Raw genomic sequence first — 21,683 nt, forward strand, 5'->3', positions numbered from 1 at the left:
CGAGATCGAAGCCGCCCTCGTCGAACACACCGAGGCGGCCCAGGCGGTCGCGCTGGTCCGTGCCGAGCAGCTGGTGGCGTACGTCGTCCCGGCGGCCGGAGCGTTCGACGACGCCTTCGCTCGTCGCACCCTCGAGGCGCACCTCCCGTCGTACATGGTGCCGTCGGCGTTCGTGGTGCTCGCGGAGTTGCCGCTGAACGCGTCGGGCAAGCTGGACCGGAAGGCGTTGCCGGAGCCGGTGTTCGAGGTCAAGGCGTTTCGTGCCGCGACGACTCCGGTGGAGGAGATCGTGGCGAGTGTGTTCGCCGAGGTGCTCGGTCTCGAGCGGGTCGGTCTCGACGACGACTTCTTCGCGCTCGGCGGCAACTCGCTGATCGCCACGCAGGTGGTCTCGCGGATCGGGGCGGCGCTCGACGCGTCGGTGCCGCTGCGGGTGCTGTTCGAGACCTCCACCGTCGAGGCGTTCGCCGCGGAGGTCGGCCGCCAGATCGGTACCGGTGCCCGGCGCCCGCTCGAGGCGGCACCGCGTCCCGAGCGGGTGCCGCTGTCGCTCGCCCAGCAGAGGTACTGGTTCCTCAACCAGTTCGACACCTCCTCCGCGGTGGACAACATTCCCTTCGCGGTGCGACTCCAGGGCGAGCTGGATCTCGCCGCGATGCAGGCGGCGGTGCGCGACGTGATCGGCCGGCACGAGATGCTGCGCACCTACTACCCGGATCCCGACGGCGGACCGCACCAGATCGTGCTCCCCGTGGACGATGCGCTGCCCGATCTGACGCCGTACGACGTCACCGAGGACAACCTCACCGAGGAAATCGTCGCGTTCATGTCCACGACCTTCGACGTGACACGTCAGGTGCCGGTGGCCTCGCGGATCTTCCGGATCACCGACACCGATTACGTCCTGGCGTTCGTCGTGCATCACGTCTCCGCGGACGGCGCCTCGATGGCACCCCTCGCCCGCGACGTCACCATCGCCTACGAGGCCCGGTCCCGCGGGGAGACCCCGGGGTGGGAGCCGCTGCCCGTCCAGTACGCGGACTACGCGTTGTGGCAGCGCGACGTCATCGGTTCGGAGGACGATCCCGACTCCGTCGCCGCGCAGCAGATCGAGTACTGGAAGCGGACCCTGGCCGGTCTGCCCGACCAGATCGATCTCCCCGCCGACCGCCCACGACCTCCGCGTCAGAGCTTCCGTGGCGACTCGCTGCACTTCACCGTCGACGCCGAGTTGCACCGGGGTCTGCAGGATCTGGCACGCCGCCACAACGCCACGCTGTTCATGGTGGTGCACGCCGCCCTGGCGACCCTGATGGGACGGCTGTCGGGTACCGAGGACGTCGCGATCGGTACGCCGATCGCGGGCCGCGGCGAGCGGGTGCTCGACGACCTGATCGGCATGTTCGTCAACACGCTGGTCTTCCGCACCCGCGTGCAGTCCGATGTCGCATTCGACGAGTTCCTGGCTCAGGTCCGGGAGACGGACCTCGGTGCGTTCGCGCACGCCGACGTGCCGTTCGAGCGCCTCGTGGAGGTGCTCAATCCCGTGCGGTCGACGGCCCGGAACCCGCTGTTCCAGGTGGGCCTGTCCTTCCAGAACCTCGCACAGACGAAGTTGGAACTGCCGGGGCTGACCGTCTCCCCGACCAACTTCGAGCTCGAGCTCGCCAAGACCGACCTGCAGCTGACCGTCTTCGACCGCTACGACGAGGACGGGACGCCGGCTCGTATCGACGCGACGTTCACGTGTGCGACGGATCTGTTCGACAAGGGCACCGTGGCCGGTTTCGCGGAGCGGTTCGTGCGGGTGCTCGAGGCGGTCGTGGCGGATCCGTCGGTGGCGCTGGGGGATATCGAGATTCTCGACGGGGCCGAGCGGGTGCGGGTGCTCGAGGCGTGGAACGAGACCGGTCACGAGGTGGATGCGTCGGCGACGTTGGTGGATCTGTTCGACGAGCAGGTGCGGCGGGCCCCGCAGGCGCCGGCGTTGGTGTTCGAGGGGCAGGCGCTGAGTTACGGCGAGTTCGATGCGCGGGTCAATCGCCTTGCCCGGCACCTGATTTCTGTCGGGGTGGGGCCGGAGTCGACGGTGGCGCTGGCGATGCGCCGGTCGGTGGAGTTGCTGGTGGGGATGTACGCGGTGGCCAAGGCCGGTGGTGCGTATGTGCCGCTGGATCCGGATCAGCCGGCCGAGCGGACCGGGTACGTCCTCGAGGTGGCGGCGCCGGTGGTGGTGCTGACCACCGGGCGCGACGGGTTCGAGGTGCCGGGACAGACGATCCCGATGCTCAGCCTCGACACCCTCGACCTCGGTGAGCTGTCGGGTGCTCCGGTGACCGATGCGGAGCGGCGGGCGCCGTTGCGGGCGTCGAACACGGCGTATGTGATCTTCACGTCGGGGTCGACGGGTCGGCCGAAGGGTGTGGCGGTGCCGCACGGGGCGGTCGTGAACCAGTTGGTGTGGAAGCGGGCGGAGTATGCGCTCGGTGCCGACGATGCGGTGCTGCTGAAGACGGCGGCGACGTTCGACCTGTCGGTGTGGGAGTTCTGGTCGGCGCTGGTCTGTGGTGGCCGGGTGGTGATCGCGGCGCCGGACGGGCACCGCGACCCTCGCTACCTCGCCGGGCTCATGGCCGAGCAGTCCGTGACGACGCTGCACGTGGTGCCCTCGATGCTCGAGGCGCTGCTCGTCGAGACCGGCGGAAGCCTGGCGAACTCGCTGCGGCAGGTGCTCGCGATCGGTGAGGCGTTGCCGGCGGCGACGGCGGGTCGGTTCCTGGCGCACAACGCGGCCCGGTTGGACAATCTGTACGGTCCGACGGAGGCGGCGGTGTCGGTGACCTTCCACGAGGTCGACGACGCCGCGGGTGCGTCGGTGCCGATCGGTGTGCCGGAATGGAACTCGCGGGTGTTCGTGCTCGACGGGCGGCTGCGGCCGGTGCCGGTCGGGGTGCCGGGTGAGTTGTATCTGGCGGGTGCGCAGCTGGCCCGCGGTTATCACGGGCGGGCGGATCTGACGGCGGAGCGGTTCGTCGCGTCCCCGTTCGGTGCCGGTGAGCGGCTCTACCGCACCGGTGACCTGGTGCGGTGGGATGCGGCGGGCCGGCTCGAGTACGTGGGCCGCACGGACTTCCAGGTCAAGGTGCGTGGTTTCCGGATCGAGCTCGGCGAGATCGAGGCCGCGCTGCGCGGACTCGGCAGCATCCGGGACGTGGCGGTGATCGCGCGCGACGACGACCGCGGCGGCGCGCAGCTCGTGGCCTACGTCGTTCCGGCCGGAAGTGCGGAAATCGATGCGGCACAACTCAAGTCGTCCCTGGCGCAGCAGTTGCCGTCGTACATGGTGCCGGCGGCGTTCGTGGTGCTCGAGGCGCTGCCGCTGAACGTCAACGGCAAGCTCGACCGCAAGGCGTTGCCCGCGCCGGTGTTCGAGGCGCGGGAGTTCCGGGCTCCGACCACCGTCACGGAGGAGGCGGTGGCGCGGGTGTTCGCCGAGGTCCTCGGTCTCGAGCAGGTCGGTCTCGACGACGACTTCTTCGCCCTCGGCGGCAACTCGCTGCTCGCCACCCAGGTCGCCTCCCGGCTCGGTGCCGCTCTCGACGTCCGGGTGCCGATCCGCGCGCTGTTCGAGTCGCCCACCGTCGAAGCCCTCGCGGTGTCCGTCCAGCATCAGAGTGCCGACGCACGGCGCCCGCTCGAGGCGCGGCCGCGTCCCGAGCGCATCCCGCTCTCGCTCGCGCAGCAGCGCATGTGGTTCCTCAACCGCTTCGACACGGACACCGCCGCGTACAACGTGCCGATGGCGATCCGGCTGACCGGGACGCTCGACGTCGCGGCGCTGCAGGCGGCGGTCGGAGACCTCGTCGCCCGGCACGAGATCCTGCGCACCTACTACCCGGAGACGGCCGACGGCCCGATCCAGGTCGTCGTGCCCGCCGCCCAGGCCGAACAGGACCTCACCCCGGTCCCCGTCGCCGAGAACGAGATCCTTGCGGCCGTCCACGAACTCGGGTCCACCACCTTCGACGTCACCACCGAGGTGCCGTTGCGGTTGCGGATGTTCCGGCTTGCCGACAACGACCACGTGCTCGCGCTGGTCGTCCACCACATCTCGGCCGACGGTTCGTCGGCGGGTCCGCTCACCCGGGATCTGATGCAGGCCTACATCGCGCGCTCGCAGGGCGAGTTCCCGGCGTGGGCACCGCTGCCGGTGCAGTACGCGGACTACGCGCTGTGGCAGCGGGAGGTCCTCGGCTCCGAGGACGATCCCGAGTCGATCGCGGCGAAGCAGGTGGCGTACTGGAAGAAGGCCCTGGCCGGTCTGCCCGACCAGCTGGACCTGCCCACCGACCGGCCGCGTCCGGCCGTGCAGTCCTTCGCCGGCGCCCGGACCGGGTTCGCCGTCGACCCCGAACTGCACGCCCGCCTGATCGAGCTCGCGCGTCGCAGCAACACGACGCTGTTCATGGTGATGCACACCGCCCTCGCGGTGTTCCTCGCACGGATGTCCGACACCGACGACATCGCGATCGGCACGCCCATCGCGGGCCGTGACGAGCGGGCCCTCGACGACCTCATCGGCATGTTCGTCAACACCCTGGTCTTCCGGACGCAGGTTCGTCCGGATGCGGCGTTCGAGGAACTGCTGGCGCAGGCGCGCGAGGCCGACCTGGGCGCATTCGCCAATGCCGACGTGCCGTTCGAGCGGCTCGTGGAGGTCCTCAACCCCGTCCGCTCGACCGCGCGGCACCCGCTGTTCCAGGTGGGCCTGTCGTTCCAGAACGTCGCTCAGTCCCGCCTCGAGCTGCCCGGTCTGACCATCGCGAACGTCGATGCGGACATGGAGATCTCGCAGTTCGATCTGCATCTGATCGTCACCGACCGGCACGCCGAGGACGGCGCCGCGGCCGGCGTGACCGGCTTCTTCACCTACGCCACGGACCTGTTCGACGAGTCCACGGTGGCCGGATTCGCCCGGCGCTTCCTGTGGTTGCTCGAGTCCGTGGTGGCGGACCCGGCGCTGCCGGTGGGCGACGTGCCGCTGCTCGACGACACCGAGCGGCTCCGGGTGCTCGAGGGCTGGAACGACACCGGTCACGCCGTCGACACCTCGGCGACCCTCGCCGACCTGTTCGACGCGCAGGTGCACCGCACCCCCGACGCCCCCGCCCTGTTCTTCGCGGGCGAGACGCTCACCTACGGCGAGTTCGACGCCCGCGTCAACCGGCTCGCCCGGCACCTGATCTCGACGGGGGTCGGTCCCGAATCGACGGTCGCCCTGGCGATGCGCCGATCGACCGAGCTGCTCGTCGGCATGTATGCCGTCACCAAGGCCGGTGGCGTGTACGTGCCGCTCGACCCGGACCAGCCGGCCGAGCGGACCGGATACATCCTCGATGCCGCGGCACCGGTGGTGGTACTGACCACCGAGCGGGACGCGTTCGAGCTACCGGGGGACAGCTCTGTCCCGCACCTGGCGATCGACACGGCCGACCTGGCGCACTACACCGGTGACCCGGTCACCGACGCCGAGCGGCGGGCGCCGCTGCGGGCGTCGAACACCGCGTACGTGATCTTCACCTCGGGGTCGACGGGCCGGCCGAAGGGGGTGGCGGTCCCGCACGCGGCGATCGTGAACCAGTTGCTGTGGAAGCGCGAGCACTTCGGGCTCGGGTCGCAGGACGCGGCGCTGCTCAAGACCGCGGCGACGTTCGACCTGTCGGTGTGGGAATTCTGGTCGGCGCTGGTCTCCGGTGGCCGCCTGGTGATCGCCACGCCGGACGGCCACCGCGATCCCGGCTACCTGAACACCCTGATGGCCGAGCAGGCGGTCACCACCCTGCACGTGGTGCCGTCGATGCTCGAGGCGCTGCTCGTCGACTCCGACGGGGTGCTGCCCAGGTCTCTGCGCCGGGTGCTCGCGATCGGTGAGGCGCTGCCGGCGGCGACGGCGCAGCGATTCCTGCAGCACAACACCGCGCAGCTGGTCAATCTCTACGGCCCGACCGAGGCCGCGGTGTCGATCACCGCGGGCGAGGTGGCCGATGTCTCCGGGGCCTCGGTGTCGATCGGCGTGCCGGAATGGAACTCGCGGGTCTACGTGCTCGACGGGCGTCTGCACCCGGTGCCGGTCGGGGTGTCCGGCGAGCTGTATCTCGCCGGTGCGCAGTTGGCACGCGGCTACCACGGCCGTGCGGATCTGACGGCGGAACGGTTCGTCGCCTCGCCGTTCGGCGACGGCGAACGGCTCTACCGCACCGGCGACCTCGTCCGATGGGACTCGGCCGGGCGCCTGGAGTACCTCGGCCGCAGCGACTTCCAGGTCAAGGTGCGCGGATTCCGGATCGAGCTCGGCGAGATCGAAGCCGCGCTGCGCGGTGCCGACGACGTGCGCGACGTCGCGGTGATCGCCCGGGAGGACGATCGGACGGGCACGCAGCTCGTGGCGTACCTGGTGCCGGAGGCGGGCGCGGTGCTCGACCTCGCGCACGTGAAGTCCGGGCTCGCCGGGGCGTTGCCGTCGTACATGGTGCCGGCGGCGTTCGTGGTGCTCGAGGCGCTGCCGCTGAACGTCAACGGCAAGCTCGATCGCCGGGCGCTGCCGGAGCCGGTGTTCGAAGCGCGCGAGTTCCGCGCTCCGAGCACCCCCGTCGAGGAGATCGTCGCGGGCGTGTTCGCCGACGTGCTCGGTCTCACCCGGGTCGGTGTCGACGACGACTTCTTCGAGCTCGGCGGCAACTCGCTGCTCGCCACGCAGGTCGTCTCCCGCATCGGCGCCGCGCTCGACGCGAAGATCCCGGTCCGGGCCGTCTTCGAGGCGACCACGGCCGGGGCGCTCGCCGTCGCGGTCGAGCAGCACGCCGGCGGTGGCGGGCGTCCGCCGCTGGTGCCGCAGCCGCGGCCGGACCGGGTGCCGCTGTCGCTGGCCCAGCAGCGCATGTGGTTCCTCAACCGGTTCGACACCGAATCGGCGGCGAACAACATCCCGGTCGCCGTCCGGCTGACCGGCATGCTCGACGTGGACGCCATGCGGGCCGCGGTGCGCGACGTCGTCGCCCGGCACGAGGTGCTGCGCACCGTCTACCCGGAGTCCGACGGGCACGCCTACCAGGTGGTCCTGCCGGTCGCCGAGGCGGCACCCGACCTCACACCCGAACCGGTGTCCGAGGCCGACCTCGTCGCCCGGGTCACTGAGGTGGTCTCCGCGGGCTTCGACGTCACCGACGAGATCCCCTTGCGGGCCAGGCTCTTCCGCGTCGCCGACGACGATCATGTGCTGGTGTTCGTCGCGCACCACATCAGCGCCGACGGCTGGTCCATGGCACCGCTGACGCGCGATGTGATGATCGCGTACGTCGCGCGCGCGGCCGGGCACGAACCGAACCGGGCGCCGCTGCCGGTGCAGTACGCGGACTTCGCGCTGTGGCAGCGTCAGGTGCTGGGCGCGGAGGACGATCCGGACAGCCTCGTCTCCGCGCAGGCCGACTACTGGAAGCGGACGCTCGCCGGCCTGCCCGACGAGCTGAACCTGCCCACCGACCGGCCGCGACCGTCGGTGCAGGCCTTCGAGGGCGGCAAGATCGAGTTCCGCATCGATGCGGGCACCCATCGGCAGGCCGCCGACCTCGCCCGGCGCAGCGGCACGACGCTGTTCATGGTCATGCACACCGCCCTCGCGGTGTTCCTGGCGCGCATGTCCGCCGCCGACGACATCGCGATCGGCACGCCGATCGCCGGCCGCGGTGAGGCCGAACTCGACGAGATGGTCGGCATGTTCGTCAACACCCTGGTGTTGCGCAGCCACATCGACGCCGACGCCGGGTTCGCCGAGCATCTCGGGCGCATCCGCGAGAGCGATCTCGAGGCGTTCGCCCACGCGGACCTTCCGTTCGAACGGCTCGTCGAGATCCTCAACCCCGAGCGGTCCACGGCCCGGCACCCGCTGTTCCAGGTCGCCATGTCGTTCGAGAACCTGCCCGAGACCGGCCTCGAACTGCCCGACCTGAGCGTGTCCACGGTCCCGTTCGACGTCGACAGCGCCAAGTTCGACCTCGCGCTGACCCTGCGGGAGCACACCGCGGCGGACGGCGGGCCGGACGGGATCTCTGCCGAGTTCACCTACGCGCGGTCCCTGTTCGACGCCGACACCGTCGAGGGCTTCGCCGCTCGATTCGCGCACCTCCTCGACGCGGCCGTCGCCGACCCGGCACTGCCCGTCGGTGACCTGCCGCTGCTCGAGCCGCACGAACTCGAGCGGCTGACCCACGTGCGCGGTACCGACGTCGTCAGCGGCGGAACCCTCGCCGACCTCCTGACGGCCGGCGCGTCGCTCGACCCGGACGCGACCGCCGTGCGGTACGAGGGACGGTCGATCACCTACCGCGAGCTCGACGAGGACTCGTCCCGGCTCGCGCGGCTGCTGGTCGAGCGCGGCGTCGGCCCCGAGAACATCGTGGCCGTGGCGTTCCCGCGCTCCTACGACATGGTCCGGGCGGTGTGGGCGGTGGCCAAGGCCGGTGCCGCACACGTGCCGGTCGACCCGTCGTACCCGCCGGAGCGCGTGCGTTACATGCTCTCCGATTCCCGTGCCGCCCTGGGCATCACGGGAACCGCTCACCGGCCCGGCCTGCCCGACGACGCGGAGTGGCTGGTCGTCGACGAACCCGGCCTCGCCTCCGACGTCGCGACCCGGTCGGCGGCCCCGGTCACCGACGCCGACCGTGTCCGGCCGCTGCGCCCGCAGCACCCCGCCTACCTGATCTACACCTCGGGGTCGACGGGCCGGCCCAAGGGCGTCGTGGTCACCCACACCGGTCTCGGCGGCCTGCTGGACACGATCATCGACCTGTACGGCCTGACGTCCCGCTCCCGGTTCCTGCACATCATGTCGCCGAGCTTCGACCCATCGGTGATGGAGTGGATCGCGGCGTTCTCGCAGGGCGCGACGCTGGTCGTCGTGCCGTCGACGATCATCGGCGGCCCCGACCTCGCGGACTTGTTCCGCACCGAACGCCCCACCCACACCATCATCACCCCCGCGGTGATCGGCACCGTCGACCCCGACGGCCTCGACAGCCTCGAGGTGGTCGTCGTCGGCGGTGAGGCACTGCCGCCGGAGCTGGTGAACCGGTGGGCGCCCGGCCGCACGCTGCTCAACGGCTACGGCCCGACCGAGGCGACCGTCATCTCGACCTATGCGCACGTTCTGCCGGGAGACCCGATCACGATCGGCGGGCCCGTGCGCGGCACGACCGCCCTCGTCCTCGATTCCCGGCTGCGCCCCGTCCCCGTCGGCGTCGCGGGTGAGCTGTATCTGTCGGGTGCCGCCCTCGCCCGCGGCTACCACCGGCGTTCGGTGCTCACCTCGGAGCGGTTCGTCGCCGATCCGTTCGCGGCGGACGGTGCGCGGATGTACCGCACCGGCGACATGGTGCGCTGGCGTGTCATGGACGACGACCGGCTCGAGCTCGAGTTCGTCGGGCGCAGCGACTTCCAGGTCAAGGTGCGTGGATTCCGCATCGAGCTCGGCGAGATCGACTCGGCGCTGACGTCCCACGAAAGTGTGGAGTTCGCGGCCACGCTCGGCCGCACGACACCCTCCGGCGGCACCGTGCTCGTCTCGTACGTGCTGCCCAAGGCAGGCGCGACGGTCGACACCGCCGCGCTGACCGAGTTCGTCGGCCGGTCGCTGCCGGCGCACATGGTGCCGTCCGCGATCGTGGTGCTCGACAAGATCCCGCTGACCCCGGTCGGCAAGCTCGATCGCGACGCGCTGCCCGAGCCGGAGCTCGAGGAACGTGAATTCCGTTCCGCGAGTACCGACCTCGAGGAGATCATCGCCGAGGTGTTCGCCGAGGTGCTGCGCCTCGACCGGGTCGGCGTCGACGAGTCGTTCTTCGCGCTCGGCGGCGACAGCATCGTGTCGATCCAGCTGGTCTCGCGCGCCAAGGCCCGCGGTGTCGTGTTCACCCCCCGGGACGTGTTCGAGCGGCGATCCGTCGCCGGGCTCGCCGAGGTCGCGACCCGCACCACCGCGGGGGAGGGCCCGGGCGGTCTGAAGGAACTGCCCGGCGGCGGCGTCGGGGAGGTCCCGCTCACCCCGATCATGCGTGAGGTGCTCGGCTGGGGTGGCGGCTTCGACCGCTTCTCCCAGTCGGTGGCGGTGACGTTGCCGAAGGACATCGACCGGGACGTGCTGGTGCGCACCGTCGGCGCCGTCGTCGACCACCACGACGCGCTGCGGTCGATCCTCGAGTACGACGCCGACGGCGCCCCCGCGCTGCGGGTGCGGGCCGCCGGCACGGTCGACGCCGACGAACTCGTCACCCGCGTCGAGGTGCCCGCCGACATCGACGCCGCCGCGCTCACCGCGGTCGCGTCACGCGAGCTCGACGCCGCGCTCGACCGGCTCGCGCCCACCGAGGGACGCGTTCTGCGGTTCGTGTGGTTCGACTTCGGACCCGGCGACCGCGCCGGCGTGCTGCTCGTCGTCGCGCACCATCTCGTGGTCGACGGCGTCTCCTGGCGGATCCTGCTGCCCGACCTCGCCGTCGCGTGGGGTCAGACGGCCGCGGGACAGGACGTCGCGTTGCCGGCCGTGGGCACCTCGCTGCGCCGCTGGGCCCACGGTCTGGCGGACGCGGCGCGCGCGCCCGAACGCCGGGCGGAGCTCGAGCTGTGGCGGTCGGTGCTCGACGGACCCGATCCGCTGCTCGGCGCTCGTGCGTTCGACCCGGCGGTCGACGTCGCGTCGACCGTGCAACGGCTGGAGGTGACCGTCCCCGCGGCCGACACCGACGCCCTGCTGACCTCGGTGCCCGCGCTGTTCCACGGCAGCGTCAACGACGGGCTCATCGCCGCTCTCGGCCTGGCCCTGACCCGGTGGCGACGCGACCGCGGCATCGACGCGACGTCCGCACTGCTGAAGTTCGAGGGCCACGGCCGCGAAGAAACGGTCGTGCCGGGTGCGGACCTGTCGCGCACCGTCGGCTGGTTCACCAGCGCGCATCCCGTGCGGGTGGACCTGACCGGAATCGACGTGGACGACGCCTTCGCCGGCGGGAGTGCCATGGGATCCGCGGTCAAGGCCGTCAAGGAACAGCTTCTGGCGATTCCGGACAAGGGCATGGGCTACGGCCTGCTGCGCCACCTCGACCCGGTCGGTTCGCAGGTCCTGGCCGCGTACCCCACCCAGCCGCAGGTGAGCTTCAACTACCTCGGCCGGGTGTCGGCGGCGGACGTGCCCGAGGAACTCGCCGCGATCGGCTGGGTTCCCACGGACGCGCTCGGTGGAGTCGACGCCGCCCTCGACGCGGACATGCCTGCCAACGCCGTCGTCGACATCAACGCGATCGTGTCCGACGGTGCGGACGGACCTCGGCTCGCCGCCGGGTTCGCCTTCCCGACAGGGCTTCTCGATCCGGAGGACATCGAGTCCCTCGCCGCGTACTGGGTGGACGCGCTCGCGGCGCTGGCGCGGTACGCGAACGAGCCCGGCGCCGGCGGCCTGACCCCGTCCGACGTGCCGCTCGTGTCGGTGACGCAGCAGGACCTCGAGGTGTGGGAGGCGCGCTTCCCGTCGGCGACCGACGTGTGGCCGCTGTCGCCGCTGCAGTCGGGCCTGCTCTTCCACGCCCTCATGGACGAATCCAGCGTGGACGTCTACACGATCCAGGCCGTGCTCGACCTCGACGGTGTGGTCGATCCGCAGCGGCTGCGCGGCGCGGCGCAGGCGCTGCTCGACCGGTACCCGAACCTGCGGACGGTGTTCGTCAACGACGCCGCCGGTGCCGCGGTGCAGGTGGTGCTGTCGGATGTGCGGGTGCCGTGGCGCGAGGCCGACCTGTCGCAGCTCGTCGCCGACGAGGGCGTGCGCGCGACGGTGCCGTTCTGGCGGGAGGAGCAGGCGCGACGGTTCGCGATGGACGAGGCGCCGCTGATCCGGTTCGTCCTCGCGTCGCTCGGCGGGGGCCGCTACCAGCTCGGCGTGACCGTGCATCACATCCTCGTCGACGGCTGGTCGATGCCGCTGCTGATGCAGGACATGATGATGCTGTACGCCACCCGCGGGGACGAGTCGCCGCTGCCTCGGGCCCGCTCCTACCGGTCGTTCCTGGCGTGGGTCGCCGAGCGTGACCTCGACGCCTCCCGCGCCACGTGGGCGCGGGTGCTCGACGGGTTCGAGGAGCCGACGCTGCTCGCCCCGGCGACCGACCGGCACCCCGGTGCCGAGGGCGCCGACCGCGTACGGCTGCTGCTCGACGACGACCGCACGGCCGAGATCGCCTCGGCCGCAGCCCGGCTCGGGGTCACCGTCAACACCCTCGTCCAGGCGGCCTGGGGTGTGCTGCTCGGCCGGTCGACCGGACGCGACGACGTCGTCTTCGGCGCCACCGTGTCGGGCCGGCCGGCAGACCTGCCCGGTGTGGAGTCGATGGTGGGCCTGTTCATCAACACCCTGCCGGTGCGGGTGACGTTCGATCCGCAGGAGCCGATCGAGCGGTTCCTGCATCGTCTGCAGCGGGAACAGGCGGAGCTGCTCGAGCATCATCATCTGGGACTCACCGAGATCCAGCGGGTCGCCGGGCCGGCCGTCGCGTTCGACACCCTCACGGTGTTCGAGTCCTACCCGCTCGACGAGAAGGGGCTGGCCGAACAGGCGGCGTCGATCGACGGCATGTCGGTCACCGGTGTCGGCACGAACGACGCCACCCACTACCCGCTGAGCCTGTTCGTCCACGTCGGATCCGGCATGGAACTCGACCTGCGTTACCAGCGTCGGCTGTTCGACGCACGGCAGGTCGAGACGCTGCTGTCGCGGTTCGTGCGCGTCCTCGAGACGATCGCCGGGCAGCCGGCGCTGCCGGTCGGCGACGTCGAGCTGCTCGATCCGGCCGAGCTCGAGCAGATCCTGCACGGGTGGAACGCCTCGGACCATGCTCTCGACGGCACCGAGTTGTTGCTGTCCCGGTTCGGGGCGCAGGTCCGGCGCACCCCGGATGCGGTGGCGCTGGCCTACGAGGGGGCCGAGCTGACGTACGCCGAGTTCGGCGCCCGTGTCAATCGGCTCGCGCGGCACCTGATCTCGCAGGGTGTGGGACCGGAGTCCCTGGTGGGCCTGGCGATCCGGCGGTCGTTCGACCTGCTGGTGGGCATGTACGCGATCGTCGAGGCCGGCGGCGCGTGGGTGCCGATCGATCCGGATCACCCGGTCGACCGCGTCCGGCACATCCTCGACACGGCCGATCCGGTGTGCATCGTCACGACCGCCCGCGACGAGTTCACCGTCCCCGACGGACTCACCGTCGACGCCGTCCTGGTCGACGAGCTGGACCTGTCGGCGATCTCGGATGCGCCCGTCACCGATCGGGACCGGCGGGCGCCGCTGCGCCCGGACAACACGGCCTACGCCATCTTCACGTCCGGTTCGACCGGCCGGCCCAAGGGCGTCGCCGTCACCCACCGCGCCATCGTCAACCAGATGGCGTGGATGCTCGACGAGTTCGAGATGACGGCGCGGGACGTCTACCTGCAGAAGACGGCCACGACGTTCGACGTGTCGCTGTGGGGCTTCTTCATGCCGCTGAGCGTGGGGGCGAAGCTGGTCGTGGCGACACCTGACGGGCATCGTGACCCCGTCTACGTGGCGGACGTCATCGCCCGCGAGAAGGTGACGATCACCGACTTCGTGCCGTCGATGCTCACGGTGTTCGCCGCCCACGTCGACCGCGAGTCGTGCACCACGCTGCGCCACATCTTCGTGATCGGCGAGGCACTGCCGCCGGAGACGATCGAGGGCGTGCGGCGCATCAGCACCGCCGCGATCGACAACCTCTACGGCCCGACCGAAGCGGCGGTGTCGGCGACGTTCTGGCAGGCACCGGCCGACGGACCGGTCGACGTGGTGCCGATCGGCGTCCCGGAGTGGAACGTGCGGGTGCTGGTCCTCGACGGCCGGCTGCGGCCGGTGCCGGTCGGTGTCCCGGGTGAGCTGTATCTGGCGGGCGTGCAGCTGGCACGCGGCTACGTCCGTCGCCCGGACCTGACCTCCGACAGGTTCGTCGCGAACCCGTTCGGGGCGCCGGGGGAGCGGATGTACCGCACCGGCGACCTGGTCACGTGGAACGAGGCGGGGGAGCTCGAGTACATCGGCCGCACCGATTTCCAGGTCAAGTTCCGCGGTCAGCGCATCGAGCTCGGCGAGATCGAGACGGCGTTGCTGGCGCACGAGTCGGTGAACCAGGCCGCGGTGCTGGTCGTGCCGACCCCGACCGGCGACCAGCTCGCCGGGTATGTGGTTCCCGCCCCGGGCCGCGAGGTGGATGCCGGCGAGGTGATCGAGTTCGTGTCGCGGACGCTGCCGTCGTACATGGTGCCGGCGGCGATCGTGGTGCTTGCGGAGTTCCCGCTGAACACCTCGGGCAAGCTCGATCGCAGGGCGCTGCCGGCACCGACGTTCGCCGCGCGCGAGTTCCGGGCACCGACGACCCCGATCGAGGAGATCGTCGCGGGCATCTTCGCCGAGGTGCTCGGCGTGGAACGGGTCGGTCTCGACGACGACTTCTTCGCGCTCGGCGGCAACTCCCTGATCGCCACCCAGTTGGTGGCGCGTCTGGGTGCGGCGCTGGATTCGCGGGTGCCGGTGCGGGTGCTGTTCGACGCCTCCACGGTCGAGGCGCTCGCGGCGCACGTCGAGCAGCACGCCGGCTCCGGCGGGTCGGTGCCGCTGGTGGCCGGGCCGCGGCCGGATCGGGTCCCGCTCTCGCTCGCGCAGCAGCGCATGTGGTTCCTCAACCGCTTCGACCCGGAGTCGGCGGCCTACAACCTGCCGGTGGCGCTGCGGCTGTCGGGCCGGTTGAACGTCGCCGCGCTGCAGGATGCGATCCGGGACGTGTTCGCCCGGCACGAGGTGCTGCGCACGGCGTACCCGGAGACCGAGGACGGCGCGGTCCAGGTCGTGCTGCCGGTGACGGCGGTGGTCCCGGACCTCACGCCGGTGGCCACCAGCTGGGACGAGGTGGCCGACCGGATCCGCGAGCTGGCCTACACGGGGTTCGACGTGACGTCGGAGGCCCCGATCCGGGTGCGGTTGTTCACCGTCGGCGAGGACGAGACGATCGTCGCGTTCGTCGTGCACCACATCTCGGCGGACGGCTCCTCGATGGGGCCGCTCACCCGCGATCTGGTGACGGCGTACGTGGCCCGGTCGACCGGCAACGCCCCGGACTGGATGCCGCTGCCCGTGCAGTTCGCCGACTACGCCCTGTGGCAGCGACGGGTGCTCGGCGACGAGAACGACCCGGCGTCGGTGGCCGCGAAGCAGGTGACGTACTGGAAGCAGGCCCTGGCGGATCTGCCGGACCAGCTGGATCTGCCGACCGACCGGCCGCGGCCGGCCGTGCAGTCCTTCGCGGGCGGCAAGATCGACTTCACGATCGATGCCGATCTGCACCGGAAGCTGGTCGAGCTGGCCCGCGGCCGGGGCGCGACGTTGTTCATGGCCGTGCATGCCGCGTTCGCGGTGCTGCTTGCGCGGCTGTCGGGCACCGAGGACATCGCGATCGGCACGCCGATCGCGGGTCGCGGTCAGCGTGAACTCGACGATCTGATCGGCATGTTCGTCAACACGCTGGTCTTCCGTACCCGGGTCGAGTCCGGTGCGTCCTTCGCGGACCTGCTCGATCAGGCGCGGGAGCGGGACCTGCAGGCCTTCGCACACGCCGACGTGCCGTTCGAGCGCCTGGTGGAGGTGCTCAACCCGGAGCGGTCGACGGCCCGGCACCCGCTGTTCCAGGTGGGCCTGTCGTTCCAGAACCTCGCGACGACGAGTCTCGAGTTGCCGGGACTGACCGTGTCCGGTGTGGACGCGGATCTGCAGACCTCGCAGTTCGACCTGCACCTGGTGGTCACCGACCGGTACGCCGACGACGGTGCTCCCGAGGGGATCACGAGCGTGCTCACGTACGCCACGGATCTGTTCGACGAGCCGACCGTCGTGGTGTTCGCCGAGCGGTTCGTGCGGGTGCTCGAGGCGGTCGTGGCGGATCCGTCGGTGGCGCTGGGGGATATCGAGATTCTCGAGGCGGCCGAGCGGGTGCGGGTGCTCGAGGCGTGGAACGAGACCGGTCACGAGGTGGATGCGTCGGCGACGTTGGTGGATCTGTTCGACGAGCAGGTGCGGCGGGCACCGCAGGCGCCGGCGTTGGTGTTCGAGGGTGCGACGCTGAGTTACGGCGAGTTCGATGCGCGGGTCAATCGCCTTGCCCGGCACCTGATTTCTGTCGGGGTGGGGCCGGAGTCGACGGTGGCGCTGGCGATGCGCCGGTCGGTGGAGTTGCTGGTGGGGATGTACGCGGTGGCCAAGGCCGGCGGTGCGTATGTGCCGCTGGATCCGGATCAGCCGGCCGAGCGGACCGGGTACGTCCTCGAGGTGGCGGCGCCGGTGGTGGTGCTGACCACCGGGCGCGACGGGTTCGAGGTGCCGGGACAGACGATCCCGATGCTCAGCCTCGACACCCTCGACCTCGGTGAGCTGTCGGGTGCTCCGGTGGCCGATGCGGAGCGACGGGCGCCGTTGCGGGCGTCGAACACGGCGTATGTGATCTTCACGTCGGGGTCGACGGGTCGGCCGAAGGGTGTGGCGGTGCCGCACGGGGCGGTCGTGAACCAGTTGGTGTGGAAGCGGGCGGAGTATGCGCTCGGTGCCGACGATGCGGTGCTGCTGAAGACGGCGGCGACGTTCGATCTGTCGGTGTGGGAGTTCTGGTCGGCGCTGGTCTGTGGTGGCCGGGTGGTGATCGCGGCGCCGGACGGGCACCGCGACCCGGGTTATCTGAACACCCTGATGGCCGAGCAGTCCGTGACGACGCTGCACGTGGTGCCCTCGATGCTCGAGACGCTCCTCGTCGACGGCGAGGACCGTCTCCCCGCGTCGGTGCGACGGGTCCTCGCGATCGGTGAGGCGTTGCCGGCGGCGACGGCGGGTCGGTTCCTGGCGCACAACGCGGCCCGGTTGGACAATCTGTACGGTCCGACGGAGGCGGCGGTGTCGGTGACCTTCCACGAGGTCGACGACGCCGCGGGTGTGTCGGTGCCGATCGGTGTGCCGGAATGGAACTCGCGGGTGTTCGTGCTCGACGGGCGGCTGCGGCCGGTGCCGGTCGGGGTGTCCGGCGAGCTGTATCTGGCGGGTGCGCAGCTGGCCCGCGGTTATCACGGGCGGGCGGATCTGACGGCGGAGCGGTTCGTCGCGTCCCCGTTCGGTGCCGGTGAGCGGCTCTACCGCACCGGTGACCTGGTGCGGTGGGATGCGGCGGGCCGGCTCGAGTACGTGGGCCGCACGGATTTCCAGGTCAAGGTGCGTGGTTTCCGGATCGAGCTCGGCGAGATCGAGGCCGCGCTGCGCGGACTCGGCAGCATCCGGGACGTGGCGGTGATCGCGCGCGACGACGACCGCGGCGGCGCGCAGCTCGTGGCCTACGTCGTTCCGGCCGGAAGTGCGGAAATCGATGCGGCACAACTCAAGTCGTCCCTGGCGCAGCAGTTGCCGTCGTACATGGTGCCGGCGGCGTTCGTGGTGCTCGAGGCGCTGCCGCTGAACGTCAACGGCAAGCTCGACCGCAAGGCGTTGCCCGCGCCGGTGTTCGAGGCGCGGGAGTTCCGGGCCCCGACCACCGTCACGGAGGAGGCCGTGGCGCGGGTGTTCGCCGAGGTCCTCGGTCTCGAGCAGGTCGGTCTCGACGACGACTTCTTCGCCCTCGGCGGTGACAGCATCGTCTCGATCCAGTTGGTCTCGCGCGCGAAGGCCCGCGGCGTGGTGTTCACCCCGCGGGACGTGTTCGAACGCAAGACCGTCGCGGGGCTGGCGGAGATCGCCACCCTCACCGGCGGTGCCGAGCGCACACTGACCGAACTGCCCGGCGGCGGCATCGGGGACGTCCCGTTGACTCCGGTGATGCGTGCAGCCCTCGAGGCTTCCGGCGACGTCGATCGGCTCGCCGTGTCGACGGCGGTGACCCTGCCCGCCGGCGTCGACGCCGACGCGCTGGCCGGTGCGGTCGGCGCGGTCGTCGATCACCACGACGCGCTACGCGCGATCGTCGAACGTGACGCCGACGGTGCCGTCACCCTGCGGGTGCGGGCCCCCGGCACCGTCGACCCGGAAACCCTGCTGGCACAGGGGGAACCGGCGCCCGGCGTGCCCGACGACCTGCAAACCCGCGCCGAGCGGGCCCTCGCGGCGGCGGTCGAGCGACTCGACCCCGCCGCGGGCCGGATGGTGCAGTTCGTCCGCATCGACGACGGGCGCGGCGAGACGTTGCTGATCGTCGCCCACCGTTTCGTCGCCGACGACACGTCCCGGCGCATCCTGATCGCCGATCTGGCCGCCGCGTACGACGCTCTCGCGGCCGGGCAGCCCGTGGTGCTGCCGCCGGTCGGGACCTCCCTGCGCCGCTGGGCGCACGGGCTGGTCGAGGCGGCCGGCCGCACCGAGCGCCGAACGGAACTCGACCGGTGGCGGTCGATCCTGGACACGCCGGACTTCCCGATCGGGGACCGTCCGCTCGATCCCGCCGTCGATGTCGGCACCACGGTCGAGCACGTGCACACCACGGTGCCGGCTGCGGACGCGGAGGCACTGCTCGTCGCGGTGCCCGAGCGGTTCCACGGCACCGTCCGCGACGGTCTGGTCACCGCGCTGGGTCTGGCCCTGGTGCGGTGGCGCCGGGACCGGGGCATCGACGAGACGGCCACGCTGCTCGAGCTGGACGGGGACGGACGCGACTCCACGGTGGTCCCCGGAGCCGACCTGTCTCGGACCGTCGGATGCCTCACCATCTCCTTCCCGTTCCGTGCGGGATTCGGAGGGATCGACGTCGACGACGCGTTCTCCGGGGGACCGGCGATGGGCGCCGCCGTCAAGGCGGTCAAGGAACAGCTGCGGGCCCTGCCCGACGACGGTGCCGGCTTCGGTCTGCTGCGGTACCTCGACCCCGACTCCGCCGGGGATCTGAGCGCTCCGCGGCCGCAGGTCGCCCTCCACTTCGGCGAGCCGGTCGCGTCCGTCGAGGGCGGCGCGTGGTCCCTGACGGCGGCACCCGGCGACCGGACCGTCCGTCCCGCCGGGACGCCGGTCACCACGACCGTCGACGTCACCGCGACCGTCTCGTACGGACCGGACGGCAGGCGGCTCGAGGCGCACTTCGGCTTCCCCGCCGGGGTGGTCGAGCGCTCGGAGATCGAGGAGCTGGCCCAGCACTGGCACGAGGCGCTCTCGGCGCTGGCCCGCCACGTCCGCGGGCCGGGCGCCGGCGGCCTGACCCCGTCGGACGTGCCGCTCGTCCCGGTCGCCCAGCACGACCTCGACGTGTGGCAGTCGCGGTACCCCTCGGTGACCGACGTGTGGCCGCTGTCGCCGTTGCAGGCGGGACTGCACTTCCACGCGCTCATGACCGAGGCGAGCGTGGACGTCTACACGATGCAGGCGGTGCTCGAGCTCGGCGGGGCGGTGGATCCGCAGCGGCTGCGCGCCGCGGCGCAGGCACTGCTGGACCGGTACCCGAACCTGCGGACGGTGTTCGTCACCGACAGCGGCGACCCGGTGCAGCTGGTGCTGGGCGACGTCGAGGTGCAGTGGCGGCACGAGCACCTCGGCGACCTCGCCGAGGACGCCCGCGACGCCGAGCTGGCCCGCGTCCTGCGCGACGAGCAGGTCCGGCGCTTCGACCTCGGCCAGGCTCCGCTGATCCGGTTCCTGTTCGTCGACGTGGCCGAGGGTCGTTCGCTGCTCGCGGTGACGGTCCATCACATCCTGCTCGACGGCTGGTCCATGCCGGTCCTCATGCAGGACCTCATGGCGCTGTACGTCACACGCGGGGATGTCACCGCGCTTCCCGCCGCCCACTCCTACCGGGAGTTCCTCGAGTGGCTCACCGAACAGGACCGGGAGGCGTCGCTCGAGGTGTGGGCGAAGGCACTCGCCGGTGTCGAGGAACCGACGGTCCTCGCCCCGTCGGTGCGCCGACCGGACGCGGACGCCATCTCCTCGGTGCACGTGGTGTTCGACGAGGAACGTGCCGCGGCGGTGTCGGCCCTGGCCTCGAGCCTCGGCATCACCGTGAACACCCTGGTGCAGGCGGCCTGGGCGGTGCTCCTCGGCCGGATCGTGGGTCGTTCCGATGTGACCTTCGGTGCCACCGTCTCCGGCCGCCCGGCCGAGCTGCCCGGCGTCGAGTCGATGGTCGGTCTGTTCATCAACACCCTGCCGGTGCGGGTGGACACGGACGACGACGAGACGATCGCGCAGCTGCTGCGTCGCGTGCAGGCACAGCAGGCGGACCTGCTCGGCCACCACTACCTGGGTCTCACCGAGATCCAGCAGCGGGCCGGCGGCCGGATCGGCTTCGACACCCTGCTCGTGTTCGAGTCGTACCCGATCGACCGGGCTGCCCTGTCGGCGGCCGCGACGGACCTCGACGGGATGACCGTCAGGGACGTCCGGCTCGACGACGCGACGCACTACCCGCTGACCCTGCTCACCCTCGCGCAGTCGGAGATCGTGTTCACCTTCAAGTACCTCGAGCGGTACTTCGACGAGTCCGAGGTGAACGTGCTCTCGCAGCGGTTCGTGCGGGTCCTCGAGGCATTCGTGGCCGATCCGCAGGCCGTGGTGGGAGACATCGACCTCATGGACGCGGCGGAGCGGGCGCACCTCGTCGCCGAGGCCGAGCCCGCGGCGGCTCCGGTCACGAGCACCGGCCGCACGCTCGCCGCGGTGCTGGCGAACGTGGTCGAGGAGGATCCGGAGGCCCCGGCCGTCGCCGTCGACGGCACCGAGGTGCCGTACCGCGAACTGGACGCGCGGTCCTCGCGGCTGGCGCGGGTGCTCGTCGCGCGGGGTGTCGGTGCCGGCGACGTGGTCGCCGTCGCCGTCCCTCGGTCGGTCCGGTCCGTGGTGGCGCAGTGGGCGGTCGCCAAGACCGGGGCGGCCCTGCTGATGGTCGATCCCGCCGACCCGGCAGCCACGATGCCGGACCCGGCCCGGGTGACGCTGGGTCTGACGGTGACGGGCGTCACCGGCCTGCCCGCCGTCCCGTGGCTGCAGCTCGACGACGAGGAGCTGCGTGCCGAGCAGGCGGCGCAGGCCGCGCACCCGGTCTCCTACGCCGACCGGCTGCGCCCGGTCGAGCCCGAGAGCCCGGCCCTGGTGACCGCGACGCGCACGCTCACCCAGGCGGAGGTGATCGACCGGATCGGTGAGCTGCGCGAGCGGTACGGCCTGACGTACGAGTCGCGCAGCGCCGCGGTCGGCTCGCCGGCGGCGGAGGGCGGGGTCCTCGAGCCGCTGCTGGTCACGGCGACCGGCGCGACCGTCGTCGTGGTGCCGGAGGGCGCCGACTCGGGGGAGGCCCTCGACGCGGCCCTGTACGACGAGTGGGTCACCCACGCCCACCTGACCGCCGACGCGCTCGACACCCTCGAACCCGGGGGACTCGAGGATCTGGCGGTGGTGGTCGTCGTCGACCGCGCACCGGACGAGTTGCTCGAGCGGTGGCGCGCGGCACATCGGGTCGTCGTCGTCTGACGCCGTGCCGGCGTGGTGGGGCTCCCCTCGGTCGAGGGGAGCCCCACCACGTTCGGGCAGGTGGGGCCCGTAAAGGTAACGTCGCGGGCGTCTCGGTGGA

General features: G+C 71.5%; 1 protein-coding gene. It reads left to right on the plus strand.

From position 1 onward, the window contains the following. Nucleotides 1-21,583, plus strand: a 21,583-nt coding sequence (locus RR3_RS20855) for a non-ribosomal peptide synthase/polyketide synthase (protein ID WP_139278885.1), incomplete at its 5' end; no start/stop codon positions are given. Nucleotides 21,584-21,683 lie beyond the last annotated feature (100 nt).

The organism is Rhodococcus ruber NBRC 15591 (assembly GCF_001894945.1).
GTDB lineage: Bacteria > Actinomycetota > Actinomycetes > Mycobacteriales > Mycobacteriaceae > Rhodococcus > Rhodococcus ruber.